This is a genomic window from Streptomyces sp. NPDC006691 (assembly GCF_042869955.1).
GTDB lineage: Bacteria > Actinomycetota > Actinomycetes > Streptomycetales > Streptomycetaceae > Streptomyces.
The window spans coordinates 481,640-497,946 of record NZ_JBIAGW010000003.1 but is presented as its reverse complement, the minus strand read 5'-3'; the positions used below and the strand labels follow the sequence as shown (position 1 = coordinate 497,946).

At 71.3% G+C, this 16,307-nt stretch carries 10 protein-coding genes and 1 pseudogene; 8 read left to right on the top strand and 3 right to left on the bottom strand.

Annotation, left to right across the window (positions count from 1 at the left end; all coding sequences use genetic code 11):
- Window positions 1-7 precede the first annotated feature (7 nt).
- Both ACFYNP_RS09035 and ACFYNP_RS09030 read right to left on the bottom strand, forming a co-directional pair.
- Window positions 8-1,174: a glycosyltransferase gene (locus ACFYNP_RS09035; protein WP_388783934.1), complete on the bottom strand. Its 1,167-nt coding sequence runs from the start codon at window positions 1,172-1,174 to the stop codon at window positions 8-10.
- Window positions 1,171-4,041 carry a CDP-glycerol glycerophosphotransferase family protein gene (locus ACFYNP_RS09030; protein WP_388407442.1) on the bottom strand — a complete coding sequence of 957 codons (2,871 nt, stop codon included), beginning with the start codon at window positions 4,039-4,041 and terminating at the stop codon, window positions 1,171-1,173. The genes ACFYNP_RS09035 and ACFYNP_RS09030 overlap by 4 nt, the downstream gene beginning before the upstream one ends.
- 307 nt (window positions 4,042-4,348) lie before the next feature.
- Between ACFYNP_RS09030 and ACFYNP_RS09025 the strand changes: the two genes are divergently transcribed.
- From ACFYNP_RS09025 to ACFYNP_RS09015, 3 genes are read left to right on the top strand one after another with little or no spacing between them, the layout of a single operon-like run.
- Window positions 4,349-6,940 carry a YfhO family protein gene (locus ACFYNP_RS09025; RefSeq protein ID WP_388783931.1) on the top strand — a complete coding sequence of 864 codons (2,592 nt, stop codon included), beginning with the start codon at window positions 4,349-4,351 and terminating at the stop codon, window positions 6,938-6,940.
- Window positions 6,941-6,942: 2 nt separating this feature from the next.
- The gene (locus ACFYNP_RS09020) at window positions 6,943-7,932 is read left to right on the top strand and encodes a glycosyltransferase family 2 protein (RefSeq protein WP_100578366.1); all 990 of its coding nucleotides are present in this window, start codon (window positions 6,943-6,945) and stop codon (window positions 7,930-7,932) included.
- Window positions 7,932-8,360: a GtrA family protein gene (locus ACFYNP_RS09015; RefSeq protein WP_100578246.1), complete on the top strand. Its 429-nt coding sequence runs from the start codon at window positions 7,932-7,934 to the stop codon at window positions 8,358-8,360. The genes ACFYNP_RS09020 and ACFYNP_RS09015 overlap by 1 nt, the downstream gene beginning before the upstream one ends.
- Before the next feature lie 71 nt (window positions 8,361-8,431).
- Here the strand turns inward: ACFYNP_RS09015 and ACFYNP_RS09010 are convergent, their stop codons facing one another.
- Window positions 8,432-10,540 (bottom strand): PIG-L family deacetylase, encoded by a 2,109-nt coding sequence (locus ACFYNP_RS09010; RefSeq protein WP_388783929.1) that lies wholly within the window; start codon window positions 10,538-10,540, stop codon window positions 8,432-8,434.
- A gap of 419 nt (window positions 10,541-10,959) precedes the next feature.
- Here ACFYNP_RS09010 and proB point away from each other — a divergent pair, with 419 nt between their 5' ends.
- From proB to ACFYNP_RS08985, 5 genes and pseudogenes are all read left to right on the top strand, one after another.
- Entirely contained in the window at window positions 10,960-12,087 is a 1,128-nt protein-coding gene (gene proB / locus ACFYNP_RS09005) for a glutamate 5-kinase (RefSeq protein ID WP_388407450.1), read from the top strand.
- 153 nt (window positions 12,088-12,240) lie between these two features.
- Window positions 12,241-12,699, top strand: coding sequence for a hypothetical protein (locus ACFYNP_RS09000; protein WP_388407453.1), 459 nt, complete (start codon window positions 12,241-12,243; stop codon window positions 12,697-12,699).
- A gap of 74 nt (window positions 12,700-12,773) precedes the next feature.
- A complete protein-coding gene (locus tag ACFYNP_RS08995) occupies window positions 12,774-14,066 on the top strand; it encodes a glutamate-5-semialdehyde dehydrogenase (RefSeq protein ID WP_388407455.1) in 1,293 nt (430 codons plus the stop codon).
- Between the two features lie 78 nt (window positions 14,067-14,144).
- Window positions 14,145-14,741: pseudogene (locus ACFYNP_RS08990) on the top strand (hypothetical protein); the annotation flags it as partial.
- 265 nt (window positions 14,742-15,006) lie between these two features.
- Window positions 15,007-16,110: a hypothetical protein gene (locus tag ACFYNP_RS08985; protein ID WP_388783925.1), complete on the top strand. Its 1,104-nt coding sequence runs from the start codon at window positions 15,007-15,009 to the stop codon at window positions 16,108-16,110.
- Window positions 16,111-16,307: the final 197 nt, after the last annotated feature.

The window sequence follows — 16,307 nt, the reverse complement described above, 5'->3', positions numbered from 1 at the left end:
GGGTGGATCAGCGCTCCAGGAACGTGAAGAGGTCCTCCCAGCGCCGGACGATCTCGTCCGTCCGGTAGCGCTGGATGTTCTCGCGGGCCGCGTTCCCGAGCCGGTCGCGCAGCTCCTGGTCGGCGAGCAGGGACTCCAGGCGGCGCGCGAAGACGAGGGTGTTGCCGGGCGGCGCCAGCAGGCCGTCCTCGCCGTCCCGGATGATCTCGCGGATACCGGGCGCGACGTCGAAGGCCACACACGGCACGCCGGTCGCCATGGCCTCCAGGAGCGAGAGCGGGAAGCCCTCGCCGCGCGAGGCGAGCGTGAAGACCGCGCCGTCGCGCAGGGCACCCTCCGGGTCGTCGGTGCGGCCCATCCACTCCACGGAGCCGTCCAGGCCGAGCTCGGTGCACTGGCGGCGCAGCGCCTCCTCGTCCGAGCCCGTGCCGTAGATCCGCAGCGTCCAGCCGGGGTGGCGCGGGGCGACCTCGGACCAGGCGTCCAGGAGCAGATCGGTGCCCTTCTCCTCGTGCAGGCGGCCGATGCTCACCACGTGCTTGGAGGTCCGCTGCGAGGGTTCCGCGGGCAGGAACGGCAGCGGATTGGGCATGAAGTCGACGTTGTCGAGCCTCTGTTGGGCCCACAGGTCGGCGTCCTCGCGGGTCAGCGCGAGCAGCCGGTCGACGTCCTTGTAGTAGCGCTTGACCCGCCCGAACCGGGAGGACCTGCGGCACGCCTCGAACGACTCGTGGGTCATGCCGATGACCGTGACCGAGGACGTGTCGGCCAGCGCCACCCACTCCATCGCCCACACCTGGGTGACGATGACGACCGCGCCGGGCCGCGCCTGGCGGAACATCCGGGTGAGCTTGGCGGCCTGCTCCCGCATCCCCTCCGCGCGGGCGGTGCGCCGGCGGCGGTCCGCCAGGTTCAGCTTGCCCTTGATGCCGTGCGCGCCGGGCACCGACGGCGGATGCGCGTCGTACAGCGTCGTGGTGCCGTACGGCAGGTCGGGGCCCAGCTCGAAGGGGTGGCTCGGCGGGGTGATGCCGACCATGTGCACCAGGTTGCCGCGGTCGGCGAAGAGCCGGGCCATCTGGTGCGACCAGGTCGCCACGCCGCCGAGCTCGTTGACGGCGTTGGAGACGAAGAAGATGTCACGGCCGCCGCCCTGGACGGTCTGCTCGGTCACTTGCCGCTCCCGGAGGTGAAGAACTTGGCGACGATCTGCTGGGCGGCGGTGCCCCGGTCGTACTCACCGAACTCGGCCGCGAAGCGCTCCCGCGCCCCGGCGTACTCGGTGTCCGCCGACTTGAGCTCCGCCACCGCCGCGAACAGCGCGGCCTCGGTGCCCACGACCGGCCCCGGCGCCTTCTCGCGCAGGTCGAAGTAGGTGCCGCGGCTCTCGCCCGCGTACTCCTCGTAGTCGTACGTGAAGAAGATCATCGGCCGGTCGAGGAGCGTGTAGTCGAACATCAGCGACGAGTAGTCGGTGATCAGCGCGTCCGCCAGGACGAGCAGCGGCGAGATGTCGTAGCCGCTGGAGACGTCGATGACCTTGCCGCGCACCGACGGCGGCAGCACGACCTGGTTGAGGTAGTGCGAGCGGATCAGCAGCGTGTACTCGTCGCCGAAGCGCTCCGCGAACGCCTCGACGTCGAAGGGCAGCTCGAAGCGGCGCACCGCGCCCTGCGGCGTGGCCCGGAACGTCGGCGCGTACAGCAGGACCTTCTTCGCCGGATCGATCTTCAGCTCGGCGGCGAGCGGCCCGCGCTCGCGCGCACCCGACTCGCCCTCCTGCTCGCGCGCCTTGACCAGCTCGTCGTTGCGCGGGTAGCCGGCGCGCAGCAGCCGGTCCTCGCGCAGCCGGAAGCCGCGGGCGAGGGTGCGCACATCGTGCTCGGAGCGGACCAGGAAGTGGTCGAAGCGGTCCAGGCCCCGCTGGAGGCGCTCCCGCTCGGGGCGGCCGAGCACCTTCATCTGCGGCAGGTCGAAGCCCATCCGCTTGAGGGCGCTGCCGTGCCAGGTCTGGATGTAGGTGGTGCCGGGGCGCTTGGTCAAGGAGGCCGGGAAGCCCTGGTTGTCGATCCAGAACTCGGCCTGGGCCAGGGCCCGCAGATAGGCGTAGCTCCAGCGTCTGACCAGCGTGGCGTCCTTGGGGAAGCCGGTGGGCTTGGCGCCCTCGTAGGACCAGACGGGCTCGAAGTCGACGCCCTGGCGGCGCAGTTCGTCGTAGATCGCCTTCGGGCTGTCGCTGAACTGCTTGCCCATGTGGCTCTCGAAGACCACCAGACCCTTGCGGATCGGCAGCTTGGAGAGGACCTCGTGGTAGACGCGGACCTTGGTCTCGCCCGAGTTGAGGTCCTTCTTCATCCGGCGGGCCTTGCGCAGGCTCTTCTTGGCGACCCCGGCGGCCTTGCTGCGCAGGGCCTCCTCGATCAGGCCCTGGGTGCGCACGGTCGCGGCGCCCGACGCGGTCAGGACGTAGCTCAGATTGCCCTTCTTGGAGACCGACGGCTCGATGCGGTCGGAGACCAGACGGGTCAGACGGGGGCGGACGTGCAGCGGGTGGCCGGAGTTCACGTCGATGCTGCCGGCCGAGACGCGGGTGGAGACCGCGTCTCCGTCGATGTCCAGGTGGAGCCAGACGTCCCACACCACGTCGATGATGCCGAGCGGGCGCAGCTTGCGGGCGATGTCCGCCTCGGCCTTCCAGTCCAGCGTGCGGCCCGTGTGGGTCAGCGAGGTCAGCGGGAAGCGAAAGGACTGGAGGCTGGTGCGGCGGGCCCGGAACTCCAGGGTGCCGGTCAGCTCGGCGTCGGCCTTGACCCGGCCCAGCGGGTTGACCACCGATCCGCCGAGGCGCACCTTGCCCTGGCCGTCGTCGGCGTAGGAGGTGAGGCGGTTGCCCAGCGACAGCTTGTTCAGCGGGCGGGTGTGGTAGCCGGCCGCGGTGACGTCCAGGATGCGGGCGCCGTCCGGGTCGTCCAGGTGCTCGGCGCACCAGTAGATCCGGCCGTCCTTCTCCACCAGCGGCGCGGTCAGCTTGCCGGGGGTGATGAGGGCGTCGGCCGCCGGCATCAGGTTCTTCCAGTCCTCCTTGCCCAGGAGGTAGGCGCAGATCGCCTGGATGGGCTGGACCTCGGCGTAGGCCTGCGGGGAGATCGTCGCCAGATAGCTGTTGGCGAGCTCCGCGAACTCGTGCCGGTAGTCGTTGTCGAGCAGCGGAAGATCCCGCAGATGGAGCACCAGGTCGTGCTTGAGGAACTTGACGTCCTTGCGGAACTTCAGGTCCTCGTAGCCCTTCTCCTCCAGGAGCTCGTCGACCCGCCGGTGGATCTCCATGCGGTGCACGAAGTTGGCGATCTCGTGGCGCCGGTTGCTGATCGACTTCGCCGAGGAGTTCTCCACGACGTTCCACGAGTAGACGCGGTTGGGGATCAGCGCGATGCGCCGGGCGGCGACGTAGGCCTGCGCGGAGAACAGCAGGTCCTCGTAGTGGATGCCGACCGGGAAGGACAGACCCTGTTCGAGCAGGAACGCACGCCGGTAGCACTTGTTGGTGGAGAGGGTGTCGAAGACCAGCAGGTCCGGCATCTCCGTGATCGATTCGAGCGTGCGGCTCGTCGAGTAGATCCAGGGGTACCAGTCGACGGTCTTGCCGTGCCGGCTGTCCACGTAGACCCGCACACACATGCCGGACACGAGGTCGGCGCCGGTGCGCTCGGCCGCGGCGACCATGTTCCGGCAGGCGTTCTCCTCCAGGACGTCGTCGCTGTCGAGGAATATCACGTACGTGCCAAGCGCCTCGGAGATGCCGTGGTTGCGGGGTGCCCCGCAGCCACCGCTGTTCTGCGGCAGCTGGAATGCCCGCACCCGTCCCGGGTTCGCGGCCTGGAGCTCCTGGGCGATCTCGTAGGAGCGGTCCTTGCTGCAGTCGTCGACGATCAGGACCTCGACACTCTTGTGGGTCTGGTCCAAGACAGACTGGACGGCCGTCGGCAGTCGATCGGCATCGTTGTAGACGATGACGATCACGGAGACGTCAGGCACTGGCACCTCAATCCATTTGTGCTAATGGCATGCGGTTCAACGCTACCTGGTATCCACCGCCCTCCCGGCAGCCGCCCGGGGGCCGCCGTCGCCCGTTCGCGGGGCGTGCACACCGCCCCCTCCCCTTGCTTCGTTACGCAACTGTGAAAGAAGACCGGGCAACCAATGAGGGCCGGGGGCCATCTCCGGAGAAGGTGGTGCCAGGCGCGCACCTCCGCCGGGAACGTCATACTTCTCCTTGACCCCGTCCATGGCCGCCACGGCCGGACATCCCGGGCGAAGCGGACGCAGAGCGAGTGAACGAGAAGGCACGGTGCTGAAAACCTCCCCCGCGGAACAGGCGGCGACGACCGAACGGAGCAGCCGGTCCCGCCCGAAGATCCTCGGAGCGCAGACGGCCGCAGCCACCCTTTCGGCCGTGATCTCCATGGGCGCCTACTGCGTGGCGATGGCCGTGCACGGCACCTACCCCTTCGGATCGCGCTCGCGGGCCGTCAACGACCTCGGCAACCAGTTCGTGCCGTTCCACGCGCACCTGTGGGACCTCATGCACGGCAACACCTCCGGCGACCTCGTCTTCAACTGGGGCAGCGGCTTCGGCGTCCCCTTCCTCGGGGACTTCTTCACCTACCTCATGAACCCCTTCTCCTGGCTCGTCGGGCTGTTCCCGCGCGACCAGGTGGAGATACCGGTCTTCCTGGTCACGCTGCTCAGCGTCGGCCTCGCCGCGTTCCTGATGACCGTCTTCCTCGGCCGGCTGCGCCCCGGCTCGCCCTGGCTGCGCGGGCTGCTCTCGGTCGGCTACGCGGTCAGCGCCTGGATGATCTCCGACGGGTTCTCCGACCCCATGTGGATGTGGGGCCTGGCCGCCTTCCCGATGCTCGGCATCGCCTCCGACTGGTGCCTGCGCGGCCGCCACTGGATTCCCGGCGCGCTGCTCGTCTTCGCCGCCTGGGCCGGCAACTTCTACATCGCCGCGATGGCCACCATCGGGATGGGCCTGGTCCTCGTCGTCCGTCTGATCCTGGAGGACACCCCGGTCCGCGAGCGCCTGAACGCGCTCGTACGGGCCGCCACGATGACCGCCACCGGCCTGCTGCTCGCGGCCCCGGTCCTCACCGTCGGCCTCAAGGCCAGCAAGCTCTCGCAGCCCGCCCCGGACGCCACCTACAAGGGCCCGCCCGGCGCCGCCGACTACCTCGCGCACCTGCTGCCCGGCGGCCTGCACGGCAACGCGCCGCAGATCTCGGTCGGCCTGCTCCCGCTGCTCCTCGTGCTCGCCTTCCCCTTCATGCGCCGGGTGCCCGGCAAGGAGCGCGTCGCCTGGTGCGTGCTGCTCGTCCTGGTCGCCCTCTCCTACATCTGGGCGCCGACGATCCTGCTCTGGCACGGCCTGGCCATGCCCAACGGCAGCCCCTACCGGGCCTCCATCGCGCTCACCGCGATGCTGGTGATCGTCTCGTGGCTGGCGCTGTCCCGGCGCCCGCGCCCCAAGGAGCTCCTGTACGGCGCCGCGGTCACCGCCGTCGTCGTGGCGGTGTCCGCCCGCAGCTCCTACGTCTCGCACGGCACCTGGATCCTGACCGTCGGCGGCGGACTGCTCGCCCTGGTCCTGCTGCTCCTCCTGTACCGCTTCCGCGGGCAGCGCCCGATGCGCGTCGCCCTCACCGGGGCCCTCGCCTGCACGGTGTTCCTGTCCACCGCGTACACGGTCCTGTCGGTCACCGCGATCCGCGACAGCAGCGACTGGTGGCAGCCCAAGCGGACCCTGGACGCCCGCTCGCTCGCCGCCCACGACGCCGTCCAGGCCCACGACAAGTGGCCGGTCACGCGCAGCGACCCCGGCCCGCACGAGTTCGCCAACAACGACCCGCTGCTCCTCGGCGGCCAGGGCGGCTCGTACTACAGCAGCTACGTCCCCGCGAAGACCGCCGAGGCCCTGCACGGGCTCGGGGCCGGCTGGTACATCCAGGGCCGCCACACGCTGAGCTTCACCGACCCGGTCGGCCGCGCGATCATGGGCATCGGCAGCTACCTGGACTGGGCGCGCAACGGCCGCGGCTTCACCCAGCACTCGGTCGCCGCGCCGCCCGTCGTGACCCTGCGCCCGGGCGACGCGAGCGACTCCGCGGCCCACGACGCCTCGGTCTTCGCCCGCCAGGAGCGCGTGCTCGGCACCCCCGTCTACGACGTGCCCGCCCTCACGCCCGCCGGCGGCCCGACGCCGACCGCGGGCCCCAACGGCGACTGGCACCTGCCCGGCAACGAGACCGGGTCCAAGTGGACGACGTTCAGCGCCCGCTGCACCCCCGGCACCCAGGCCTACTGGTACGCGCCCTGGTACCCGGGCGGCATCCAGGCCTTCGACCGGAACAGCTCCCAGCAGGGCAGCGACAACATGACCAGCAACACCCTGCAATTGCTCGGCACCGTCCCGGCGAGCGGCAGGTTCACCATCGCGTTGGGCACCACCGACGCCCAGGACATCCCGGAGTTCCCCGTCGGCTGCCTCAGCCGTGCCAAGCTCAAGGGCGCGGTCGACCACCTCAAGGCCACCGCCCCCCAGAAGATCACGGCCGGCGGTCACAGCATCGCCGCCACCTTCCCCAAGGGCACCACCGGCACCGCCGTGATCTCCACCCCGGCCACCGACGGCTGGCAGTGCTCGGTCGACGGCGGCCCGTCACGCGCGCCCGGTACGCTGGGCGGGCTGATGGCCGTGAACCTCGGCAACGGCGGATCCCGCCTCTCGTGCTCCTTCCAGACCCCCGGACTCAAGCCCGGACTCCTGGCGAGCGGACTGGCCCTGGTGGCCCTGCTCGCCGTCGGAGTCGGCGGTGCGGTCCGCACCCGCACCAGGTCCTCCCGCACTCCCTCCCCGTCTTCTGCCAACGGAAAGCACTGATGATGAAGCTGTCGGTCGTCGTCCCCTGTTACAACGAAGAAGCGGTCATCGACCAATTCGACGCCAAGACCCGCAGCGTGCTCGACACCCTCCCGATCGAGTACGAGATCTGCTACGTGGACGACGGCAGCCGGGACAAGACGCTCCTGCACCTGCGAGCCCTGGCCGACCGGCACCCCGACGCCACCCGTTACGTCTCCTTCAGCCGCAACTTCGGCAAGGAGGCCGGCATGCTCGCCGGTCTGCGCGAGGCCACCGGGGACGCCGTGGTCATCATGGACGCCGACCTCCAGCACCCGCCGGAGCTCATCGGGCAGATGCTGGACCTCTACCAGCTCGGCCACGACCAGATCATCGCCCGCCGCACCCGCGAGGGCGACAAGAAGGTCCGCTCCGCCCTGAGCCGCATCTACTACCGCGCGGTCAACAAGTGGGTCGACGTCGAACTCACCGACGGCGTGGGCGACTTCCGCATGCTCTCGCGCCCGGCCGTGGACGCGCTGCTCTCGCTCGGCGAGTACAACCGCTTCTCCAAGGGCCTGTTCTCCTGGATCGGCTTCGACACCGTCACCTTCGACTACCAGAACGCGCAGCGCGAGGCCGGCGAGACCAAGTGGAAGTTCGGCTCGCTGCTGAACTACGGCATGGACGGCCTGATCTCGTTCAACAACAAGCCGCTGCGCCTGGCGATCTGGCTCGGCGTCCTGCTCGCCGGCGTCGGCGCGGCCTACGCCCTGTGGATCACCGTCGCCGCCATCGCCTACGGCGTGAGCACCCCCGGCTACGTCACCCTCGTCGCGATCATCGTCGGCCTCGGCGGAGTCCAGATGGTGATGCTGGGCCTGATCGGCGAGTACATCGGCCGCATCTACTACGAGACCAAGCGCCGCCCGCACTTCCTGGTCAAGGAGGCCCACGGCTTCCCGGGCGAGCCCGAGGGCGTCGAGCGCCGCGAGGTGTACGTCAACGAGCCCCAGCGCAGGGCGGTCTGATGCCCAGTCAGCTCGGACAGGTGATCAGGTTCGGCTTCGTCGGCGGAGTCAACACCTGCACCTTCTACGCCTTCTACTGGCCGCTGCTGCACCTGGCGAAACTGCCGTACTTCGTCGCGTACACCATCGCCTTCCTGCTCAGCATGGTCGGTTCGTTCTTCCTCAACACCTACTTCACCTACCGCACCAAGCCGAGCTGGAAGAAGTTCCTGCTCTTCCCGCTCACCAACGTCACCAACTTCGTGGTGCAGAGCGCCGGTCTCTTCGCCCTGGTGCACTGGGTCGGGATGAACAAGACGATCGCCCCGCTGGTCGCCGCCGTGGTGGCGATCCCGTTCACCTATGTGCTGTCCCGCCGGATCCTGGTGCCGGGCAGCCAGGAGGCGGTCGCGCCGGACCCGGTCGAGCCGAAGATCCCGGTCAAGTAGCGCACGGACACCGCGGGGAACGGACCGAGGGGCGGCCACCGGATTGGTGGCCGCCCCTCTGCGCGCGCCCGCTAGACGCGGCTGCCCGCGCTCTCCTGGGCCGCCGCCCCCCACTCGCCGAACCTGGCCCCGGGCCGGGTCTGGCGCGCCGTGTACAGCTGGCCGTCGGTGCCGAGCACCACGAGCACCCCCCGGCCCGAGGAGTCCTGCGCCACTCCGGGGATCCCCACGAACTGCACGCCCGGCGTCTCCCAGGCCGTCTGCCGGGCCGAGCCGTCGGACGCCGGCACCACCCGGCCCTGGTCGTCCCGGGCCGCGATGACCAGCAGCGAGGCCCCGCCCCCGTTCAGGCGGTACGCCGAGACCCGCCCGTAGCCGCCCGCCGGGGTGCGCCGGGCCACCTTCCACGCGGCCTCCGCGGCACCCGAAGAGCCATTGGGGGAGGCCACCGTCACCTGGGCGGTGCCCGCACCCCGGTAGACGGCGAGCGCGCCGCCCTTGCCGTCCGCGACCAGGCTCACCGCGCTGCCCGACGGCGGCAGACCCGTCGGCGTCGAGAGCTTCGGCAACTCGCCGGGGGCGGGGGACACCCAGTGCAGCACCGTCTTGGCGGTCGGGGCCGCCACATGGATCCGCCCCGACGGGTCGACCAGCGCGTCGATCCCCTCCACCACCAGCGGGTGCGGCGGCGGCTTGCCCTCGGGGTGGTCGAGCAACTGCCAGGGCTGCCACGCCTTGCCGCCCTTGCCGCTGCGCATCGCGATGTCACCGGCCCAGTTGCGGACCAGTACGTGCACGGTGCCGTCCGGGGCGACCGCGGTCGCCGGATAGCCCGTCTCCAGGGACTTCTCCGGAGCGGCGTCCGGGGCGCCGAGCGAGGTCCACGCGCCGAACTTGGGCACCCCGTCGGCGCCCACGCCGGTCTGCGACACGCACACCAGCTCCTTGTGGTGCTTCTGCCCCTTGAACGGCAGAACCGTACGGGTGCCGAACAGCTGAAGCGTTCCGTCAGGCAGCCGCACGACCTCCACCTGCGGGTCGAGCGGGCCGCCCGCGCTGCCCACCGCGTCGAACGGCCCGGCCCACGGCCCCTTGCCGGCCTCGCGCTCCACCCAGCAGCGCACCGACCCGTTGAGCACCGCGAACGCCGCGAGCCGGCCGTCCTTGAGCGGCGCGAGCCAGCGTGCGGTGCCCGGGGTACGGGTGCGGGTGCCGCGCGCCCAGCCGGCCCCGCCGCCCTTCAGGCCGTTCGGGCCCACCTTGAGGTCGCCGCAGCCCGCCGCGTCCCCGCAGTCGCGGTGGTCCGCCCAGCCGTAGGCGTTCAGGAGCTGGGAGTTGCGCCGGGTGGCCGCCGCGTCCAGGGACGGCGGCGTGTAGTTCGTCGGATAGCCGATGTAGTTGGACACCGACGCCGGGCGCCCCCTGCCGCCGCCCCAGTAGCGCTCCATGGCGGCCTGCATGAACTGCGCCGACGAGGTGTGGTCCTGATGGTCCAGATAGCTCAGACCGCGCAGTATCGTCGGCGCGCTCATCATCGCCACCGTCTCGCGCGGCGCGTGCATGGGAGTCGGGTCCAGCGTCCTTATCACCGTCGGGTTGACCCGCGCGATCGTCGCGGCGAGCGCGTCGATGATCTGGTCCCGCGTGTAGGCGCGCGGCATCCGCACCGGGCTGCCCGTGCCCGGCAGCGTCGGCAGCTCCTTGATCGCGCCCAGCCACAGTCCCCGCATGCTCACCGGACGCGGCACGCTCACATAACGCGCCTCGCACAGGCCCATGTAGATCAGCTGGACGTGCGGGGCGGCCTGGAGGTAGTGCAGCTCCGACCGGAAGCCGGGCAGCAGCTCCACCGGCTCCACCGACCAGGGACTGTTGTCGTCGCCCGTCGCCATCAGGGCGTTGGCGGCCCGCAGACCGTTTATCCGCGCCCGTGCGAAGCCCGGCCGGTCCGTCCGCATCGACTTGAACTGAGGGGACTTGCCGGGCGCGTTGCGCCCGTCGGACTCACCGCTCGTCATGCACACCGTCACCGAAAGGGCGCCGCTGCGTATCGACTGCTCCAGGTCCGGGTTCATGAAGTAGATGCTGTCGTCGGCGTGCGCGATCACGTGCAGATACGCCTGGTTGGCCGAGTCCGAGGCCGGCTTGCCCGTCGTGGTCCCCGTCGAAGGACTGTCCACGCCCGCCCCGCCGCGAGGTGCCAGCCACTGCCATCCGCCATAGGCGAGAGGCGCCGCCACGAGGCCGCCCCCGGCGACCTGTAGCAGACGTCGGCGAGATGGTGACGACGGCATTCGGCACACTCCTTGTTGCATCCATGCGCCCCGAGTCCCCCGGGCGTCCGCCATGGAGTTGTTCGAACAGTCATCAGGAGGGAGGGCGTAGCAGCTCCTGAGGTTTCACTTCTGACGCTAAATTTGCCTGGCCGGTACAGAGCCGCACGCCAGGGACATGTGGGCTTCAGCACCCCATCGGCCCATCAGTTCCCCAGTTTTCGCACTTTTTCGAGCTTAAAGGTCCTCTGTGCGGCCCCGGTGAGGCTGTCCGCCGATTGGAACTTCCAAGCGCCCCCGGCCCGTCCTGGCATAGATTTCACCGTGTGACAGTGGCAAGGCAGCAGGTGGCACAGGCCCGCAGAATTGTAGTCAAGATCGGTTCGTCCTCACTCACCACCGCCTCCGGTGGCCTCGACGCGGACCGGGTCGACGCCCTCGTCGACGTGCTCGCCAAGGCGCGCGGCGGCGGCGAGAAGGACATCGTCCTGGTCTCCTCCGGCGCCATCGCCGCCGGCCTCGCCCCACTCGGGCTGCGCCGCCGTCCCACCGACCTGGCCCGCCAGCAGGCCGCCGCCAGCGTCGGCCAGGGCCTCCTCGTCGCCCGCTACACCGCCTCCTTCGCCCGCTACGGCGTACGTGTCGGCCAGGTCCTGCTCACCACCGACGACACCAGCCGCCGCGCCCACTACCGCAACGCCTACCGCACCCTGGACCAGCTCCTGGCCATGGGCGCGCTGCCCGTCGTCAACGAGAACGACACCGTGGCCACCGACGAGATCCGCTTCGGCGACAACGACCGCCTCGCCGCCCTCGTCGCCCACCTCGTCCGCGCCGACCTGCTCGTGCTGCTCTCCGACGTCGACGGCCTCTACGACGGCGACCCCGCCAAGCCCGGCACCTCACGTATAGACGAGGTCCGCGGCCCCGAGGACATCGCCCACGTCCAGATCGGCAGCGCCGGCAAGGCCGGGGTCGGCACCGGCGGCATGGTCACCAAGGTCGAGGCCGCCCGTATCGCGGCCGCCGCCGGCATCCCCGTCGTCCTGACCTCCGCGAGCCAGGCCGCCGACGCCCTCGCCGGGCGCGCCACCGGCACCCACTTCCACCGCACCGGCCGCCGCTCCGCCGACCGTCTCCTGTGGCTGGCCCACGCCTCCACCCCGCAGGGCGCCCTGGTCCTCGACGACGGGGCCGTACGGGCCGTCGTCGAGGGCCACAAGTCGCTGCTGCCCGCCGGAATCGCCTCCGTCGAGGGCGAGTTCGCGGCCGGCGACCCGGTCGAGCTGCGCGACCTCCGGGGCCGTGCCGTCGCCCGCGGCCTGGTCAACTTCGACGCCAAGGAGATCCCGCAGCTCCTCGGGCGTTCCACCCACGACCTCGCGCGCGAACTCGGCCCCGGCTACGAGCGGGAAGTCGTACACAGGGACGATCTGGTCGTCCTGCACCCCTGAAACGGCTGAAAGTCCAGCCATAAGACAGACACCTTCAGGAAAACCGCCCCGCGCCCGGCCTCGGGCTGGTCAACTTTGAGACGGAGGTACACGCGGACCGGCAATTCGCGCAGTACCGCACCGCATCGCACACAGCAGCACAGGAGGCCGCCGGTGAGACGAGCGCGCCCCGGGGCGGCGCCCCGAGGGACGACGGCTGAGCGGACCCTGACCAGTGTGGGGACGGGGGCCGACGTCGAACGGAGCGAGGCAGTCGAGGAGCCCGGGGACACCCCCAGGCTGTGGCACATCACGCTCAGTGTCTCGGGAGCCGAGGCACCGCTGAAAGAGGTCCGCCGCGGCCTCGAACAGCTCGCCCACGACCACCCGTTCCTGCTGACCAGCCGCTATGCCAACGACCACGCGGAGATCCGCTACTGGGAGGAGGCCCGCGACCTGCACGACGCGGCCGCCGTCGCCCTGCGGCTGTGGGGCGAACACCGCTCCACCGCCAAGCTCCCGCCCTGGGAGATCGTCGGCCTCGAAGTCATCGACCGCGGCACCTACCACCAGCGGCTCGCCGAGGGCTACGGACCGCCGCCGGCCGCCCCCGTGGGCGTCCACCCTTTCTGACCCCGCTCCCCGGGTCCGTCTCGGGGAGTGGAACCGGGGCGAAACGGCCGCCCGCCGCCCATTAGTCTGCGGACATGGCTTCGCAGACCTCGCCCACCCCGTACGACGACATGTCCCCGGTCACGCAGACCGCCTACCGGGCGCGCGCCGCCGCCGCCGAGATCGCGCCACTTCCGCGCGCGGTGAAGGACGAGGTGCTGCTCGCGATCGCCGACGCCCTCGAAGTGCGGACCGCGGAGATCGTCGAGGCCAACGCCGTCGACGTCGCCACGGCCCGCGAGGCCGGCACCAGCGACACCGTCATCGACCGGCTCACGCTCACCCCCGAGCGGATCCGCGCGATCGCCTCCGACGTGCGCGACGTGGCCGCCCTGCCCGACCCGGTCGGCGAGGTCGTGCGCGGCTCCACCCTGCCCAACGGCATCGACCTGCGGCAGGTCCGCGTTCCGCTCGGCGTCGTCGGCATCATCTACGAGGCCCGGCCCAACGTGACCGTGGACGCCGCCGCCCTCTGCCTCAAGTCCGGCAACGCGGTCCTGCTGCGGGGCTCGTCGTCCGCCTACGCCTCCAACACCGCCCTGGTCCGCGTCCTGCGCGACGCGGTCGGCGGCGCGGGCCTGCCCGCGGACGCGGTCCAGCTCGTCCCCGGCCAATCCCGCGACTCCGTACGGGAGTTGATGCGGGCCCGCGGCCTCGTGGACGTCCTCATCCCGCGCGGTGGCGCCTCCCTGATCCGTACCGTCGTCGAGGAATCCACCGTCCCCGTCATCGAGACCGGCACCGGCAACTGCCACGTCTACGTCGACGCCGAGGCCGACCTCGACATGGCCGTCGACATCCTGATCAACTCCAAGGCGCAGCGCCCCTCGGTCTGCAACTCCGCCGAGACGCTCCTGGTCCACCGGGACATCGCCGACGCCTTCCTGCCGCGCGCCCTGGACGCCCTGGCCGAGGCCGGCGTCACCGTCCACGCCGACGAGCGCGTACGGGCCTACGCCGACGCCTCCAAGGCCACCGTCGTCGAGGCCACGGTGGAGGACTGGGAGACCGAGTACCTCTCGTACGACATCGCCGCCGCGGTCGTCGACTCGCTGGACGCCGCCGTCGCCCACATCCGGCTGTGGACCTCCGGGCACACCGAGGCCATCGTCACCACCTCGCAGGCCGCGGCCCGCCGCTTCACCCAACTGGTCGACTCCACGACCGTCGCCGTCAACGCCTCCACCCGGTTCACGGACGGCGGCCAGTTCGGCTTCGGCGCGGAGATCGGCATCTCCACCCAGAAGCTGCACGCCCGCGGCCCCATGGGGCTGCCGGAACTGACCTCCACGAAGTACATCGTGACCGGCGACGGTCACATTCGGTAAGCGATGTGACGCTCCGTACGGGTGGGCGACTTCGCTCACCGGCTGCCCAAACGGACCGCCCCGGGCTACGCTGAACGCGTGCCGGACGACGTAGGGGGCAGGCCGTTCCCGGACGGCTGGGAGCCCGACGACGACCGCGGGGGCGCGGACGATGACTTCGCCTCCGTGGTGTTCGACGAGGACTTCGTCAGAGCCGCCGCCATCCACGAACCGAGTGCCGTCGAGCGTCTGCTCGCCGCCGCCCAGGCCCGTGCCGAGGCGGAGGCGGCCCGAGCCCGCGCGGGCGCCGGGGCCCCCGACGACGAGCTCTACGACGACGGCTACGACCCCTACCGCTCGGCCCGCGACCCGGACGACCTCGGCGGCCCAGGGCTGCCCGGCGGCGCCGAGGCGGGCCCCTACGGCCGCTTCGGCGGGGTGCTGCGCCCCTACCGGGGCCGCGCCCGCTGGCACCGGCCCATCGCCTGGCTGATGGCCGTGATCATGGGGATCGGCATGGTCGCCCTGGCCTTCTCCGCCGTCTACCGGGGCGCTTCCTCGGGCCGCGAGGACAAGGCGCCGCCGCCGCCTGCCACGAGCAACGTCGACAACCCGTCGAACGCGGCGGCCCCCGCCCAGTCCCCGCCCGCGGCCACCGAAGGCCGCCCGCCGGTGATCGGCGCCGCCCCGGGCACGGAAGGCCTGGCGGCCCCCTCGCCCACGGCCTCGTCCGCCGCACCGGGCGCGCAAGCCGCTTCCGGCACGTCCGCCCCGGCTCCCGCATTGGCCTCGGCCTCTGCTTCGGCCTCGGCCTCGGCCGATTTCGGGACACCCGCGGTATCGGCTTCGAGCCGGCGCTGAGCGCCCCCTGAGCAGCCCCTGAACCGTCGCGGGGGAACTCGTCGGAAGTTGACGCACACCAGCGCGTTTACCTTTCCCCCGCGAGACCTACCCTGAAGGTATGGCAGGGCTTGGAGAGCCACCCGAGGAAGCACCGGAGGGTCTCCCCGGCGGTGGCGACGACGAGTACCGGTCCGTCGTCTTCGACGAATCGTTCGTCCGAGCCGCCCGCCTCCAGGAGTTCTCCGCGCAGGAACGGATGCGCGAGCACGCGCGGGCCGTGCGCTCCCGCCCGGGCTGGTCCCCCCGGGCCTTCTCCAAACCCGCCATCGCGTTGGTGCTGCTGCTCCTCATAGCCTTCACCACCGCCATCTACATGGGCGTCCGCCACCCCTACCAGCCGCCCCCGACCGGCCACCCCGAGCCGCTGCGGATGTCCGTGGTCCCGCTGGCCCCCCAGAATGCGGTGCCCGGTGGCGACGCCGAGCAGCTCTACGCCCACAGCCCCGCCGCCCAGTTCCGCACCGGCGGCTCCGGGATCAACCTGCCGTCGGCCACCAGGACCACGCACTTCTCCGAGGCCCAGGTGATGAACGCCCTCTCCATCGCCAAGGACTACCTGGTCAAATCGTCCCTGGACCCCGATGTCCTGGCCGGCGGCCCGGACCATCAGATCCGGGTGCTGCTCGACCCCGATCTGATGGCCCAGTTCGACCGGAGCCTGGCCACCCCGGCCGACGACGGCAGGCACTCCGCCACCGGCTGGCTGGTCCGCTTCGATCCGGCCAAAGTGGCCCTCGCCGATCCCCGGATCCGGGTCCAGGGCGCGATGAGCTACACGGAGTCCGACCCGGACGCCCTTCTCGTCGCCACCGACTACGTCTTCGTGTACGCCCTGCGCCCCGCCGGGAACGGGCCGCACACCAAGGACGCCTCGCTCTTCACCGTCCGCCGCGAGCTGACCTTCCGGCTCGACCGCGAGGACCTGCGGCTGAACCGTACGGAGATCCGGACCAGCACCGAGCAGGCCGGCCCTCAGGCCTGCTCGGCCGAGGTGGCGAGCCGGCTGCGGCCGCTCCTGGCGGGTGAGCGGGCGAGCGGGCAGGGCCCGGCCGGCACCGATCCGTACGCGACCGGTCCCGCCCCCGAGGCGCTCTGCGGCACCCTGGCCACCGGCGCGCAGCCCTCCCCGGCGACCGGTCAGCCGTCCTCGGCGACCGGCTGACCCGTCCACCGCTCAGCCGTCCTCGGCGACCGGCCGGCCCGTCTCCGGTGACCGGCCGACGCGTCCCGGGGCGACCGACCGCCCCGTCCCGGGTGACCGGCTGGCCCGTTTCCGGCGACTGGCTGACCGGTTCCCGTCGTCCGTCCGCCTCAGCGGCTTCTGTCTCGGCCTCCGTCTCGGCTCTCGGCTCTCAGCCC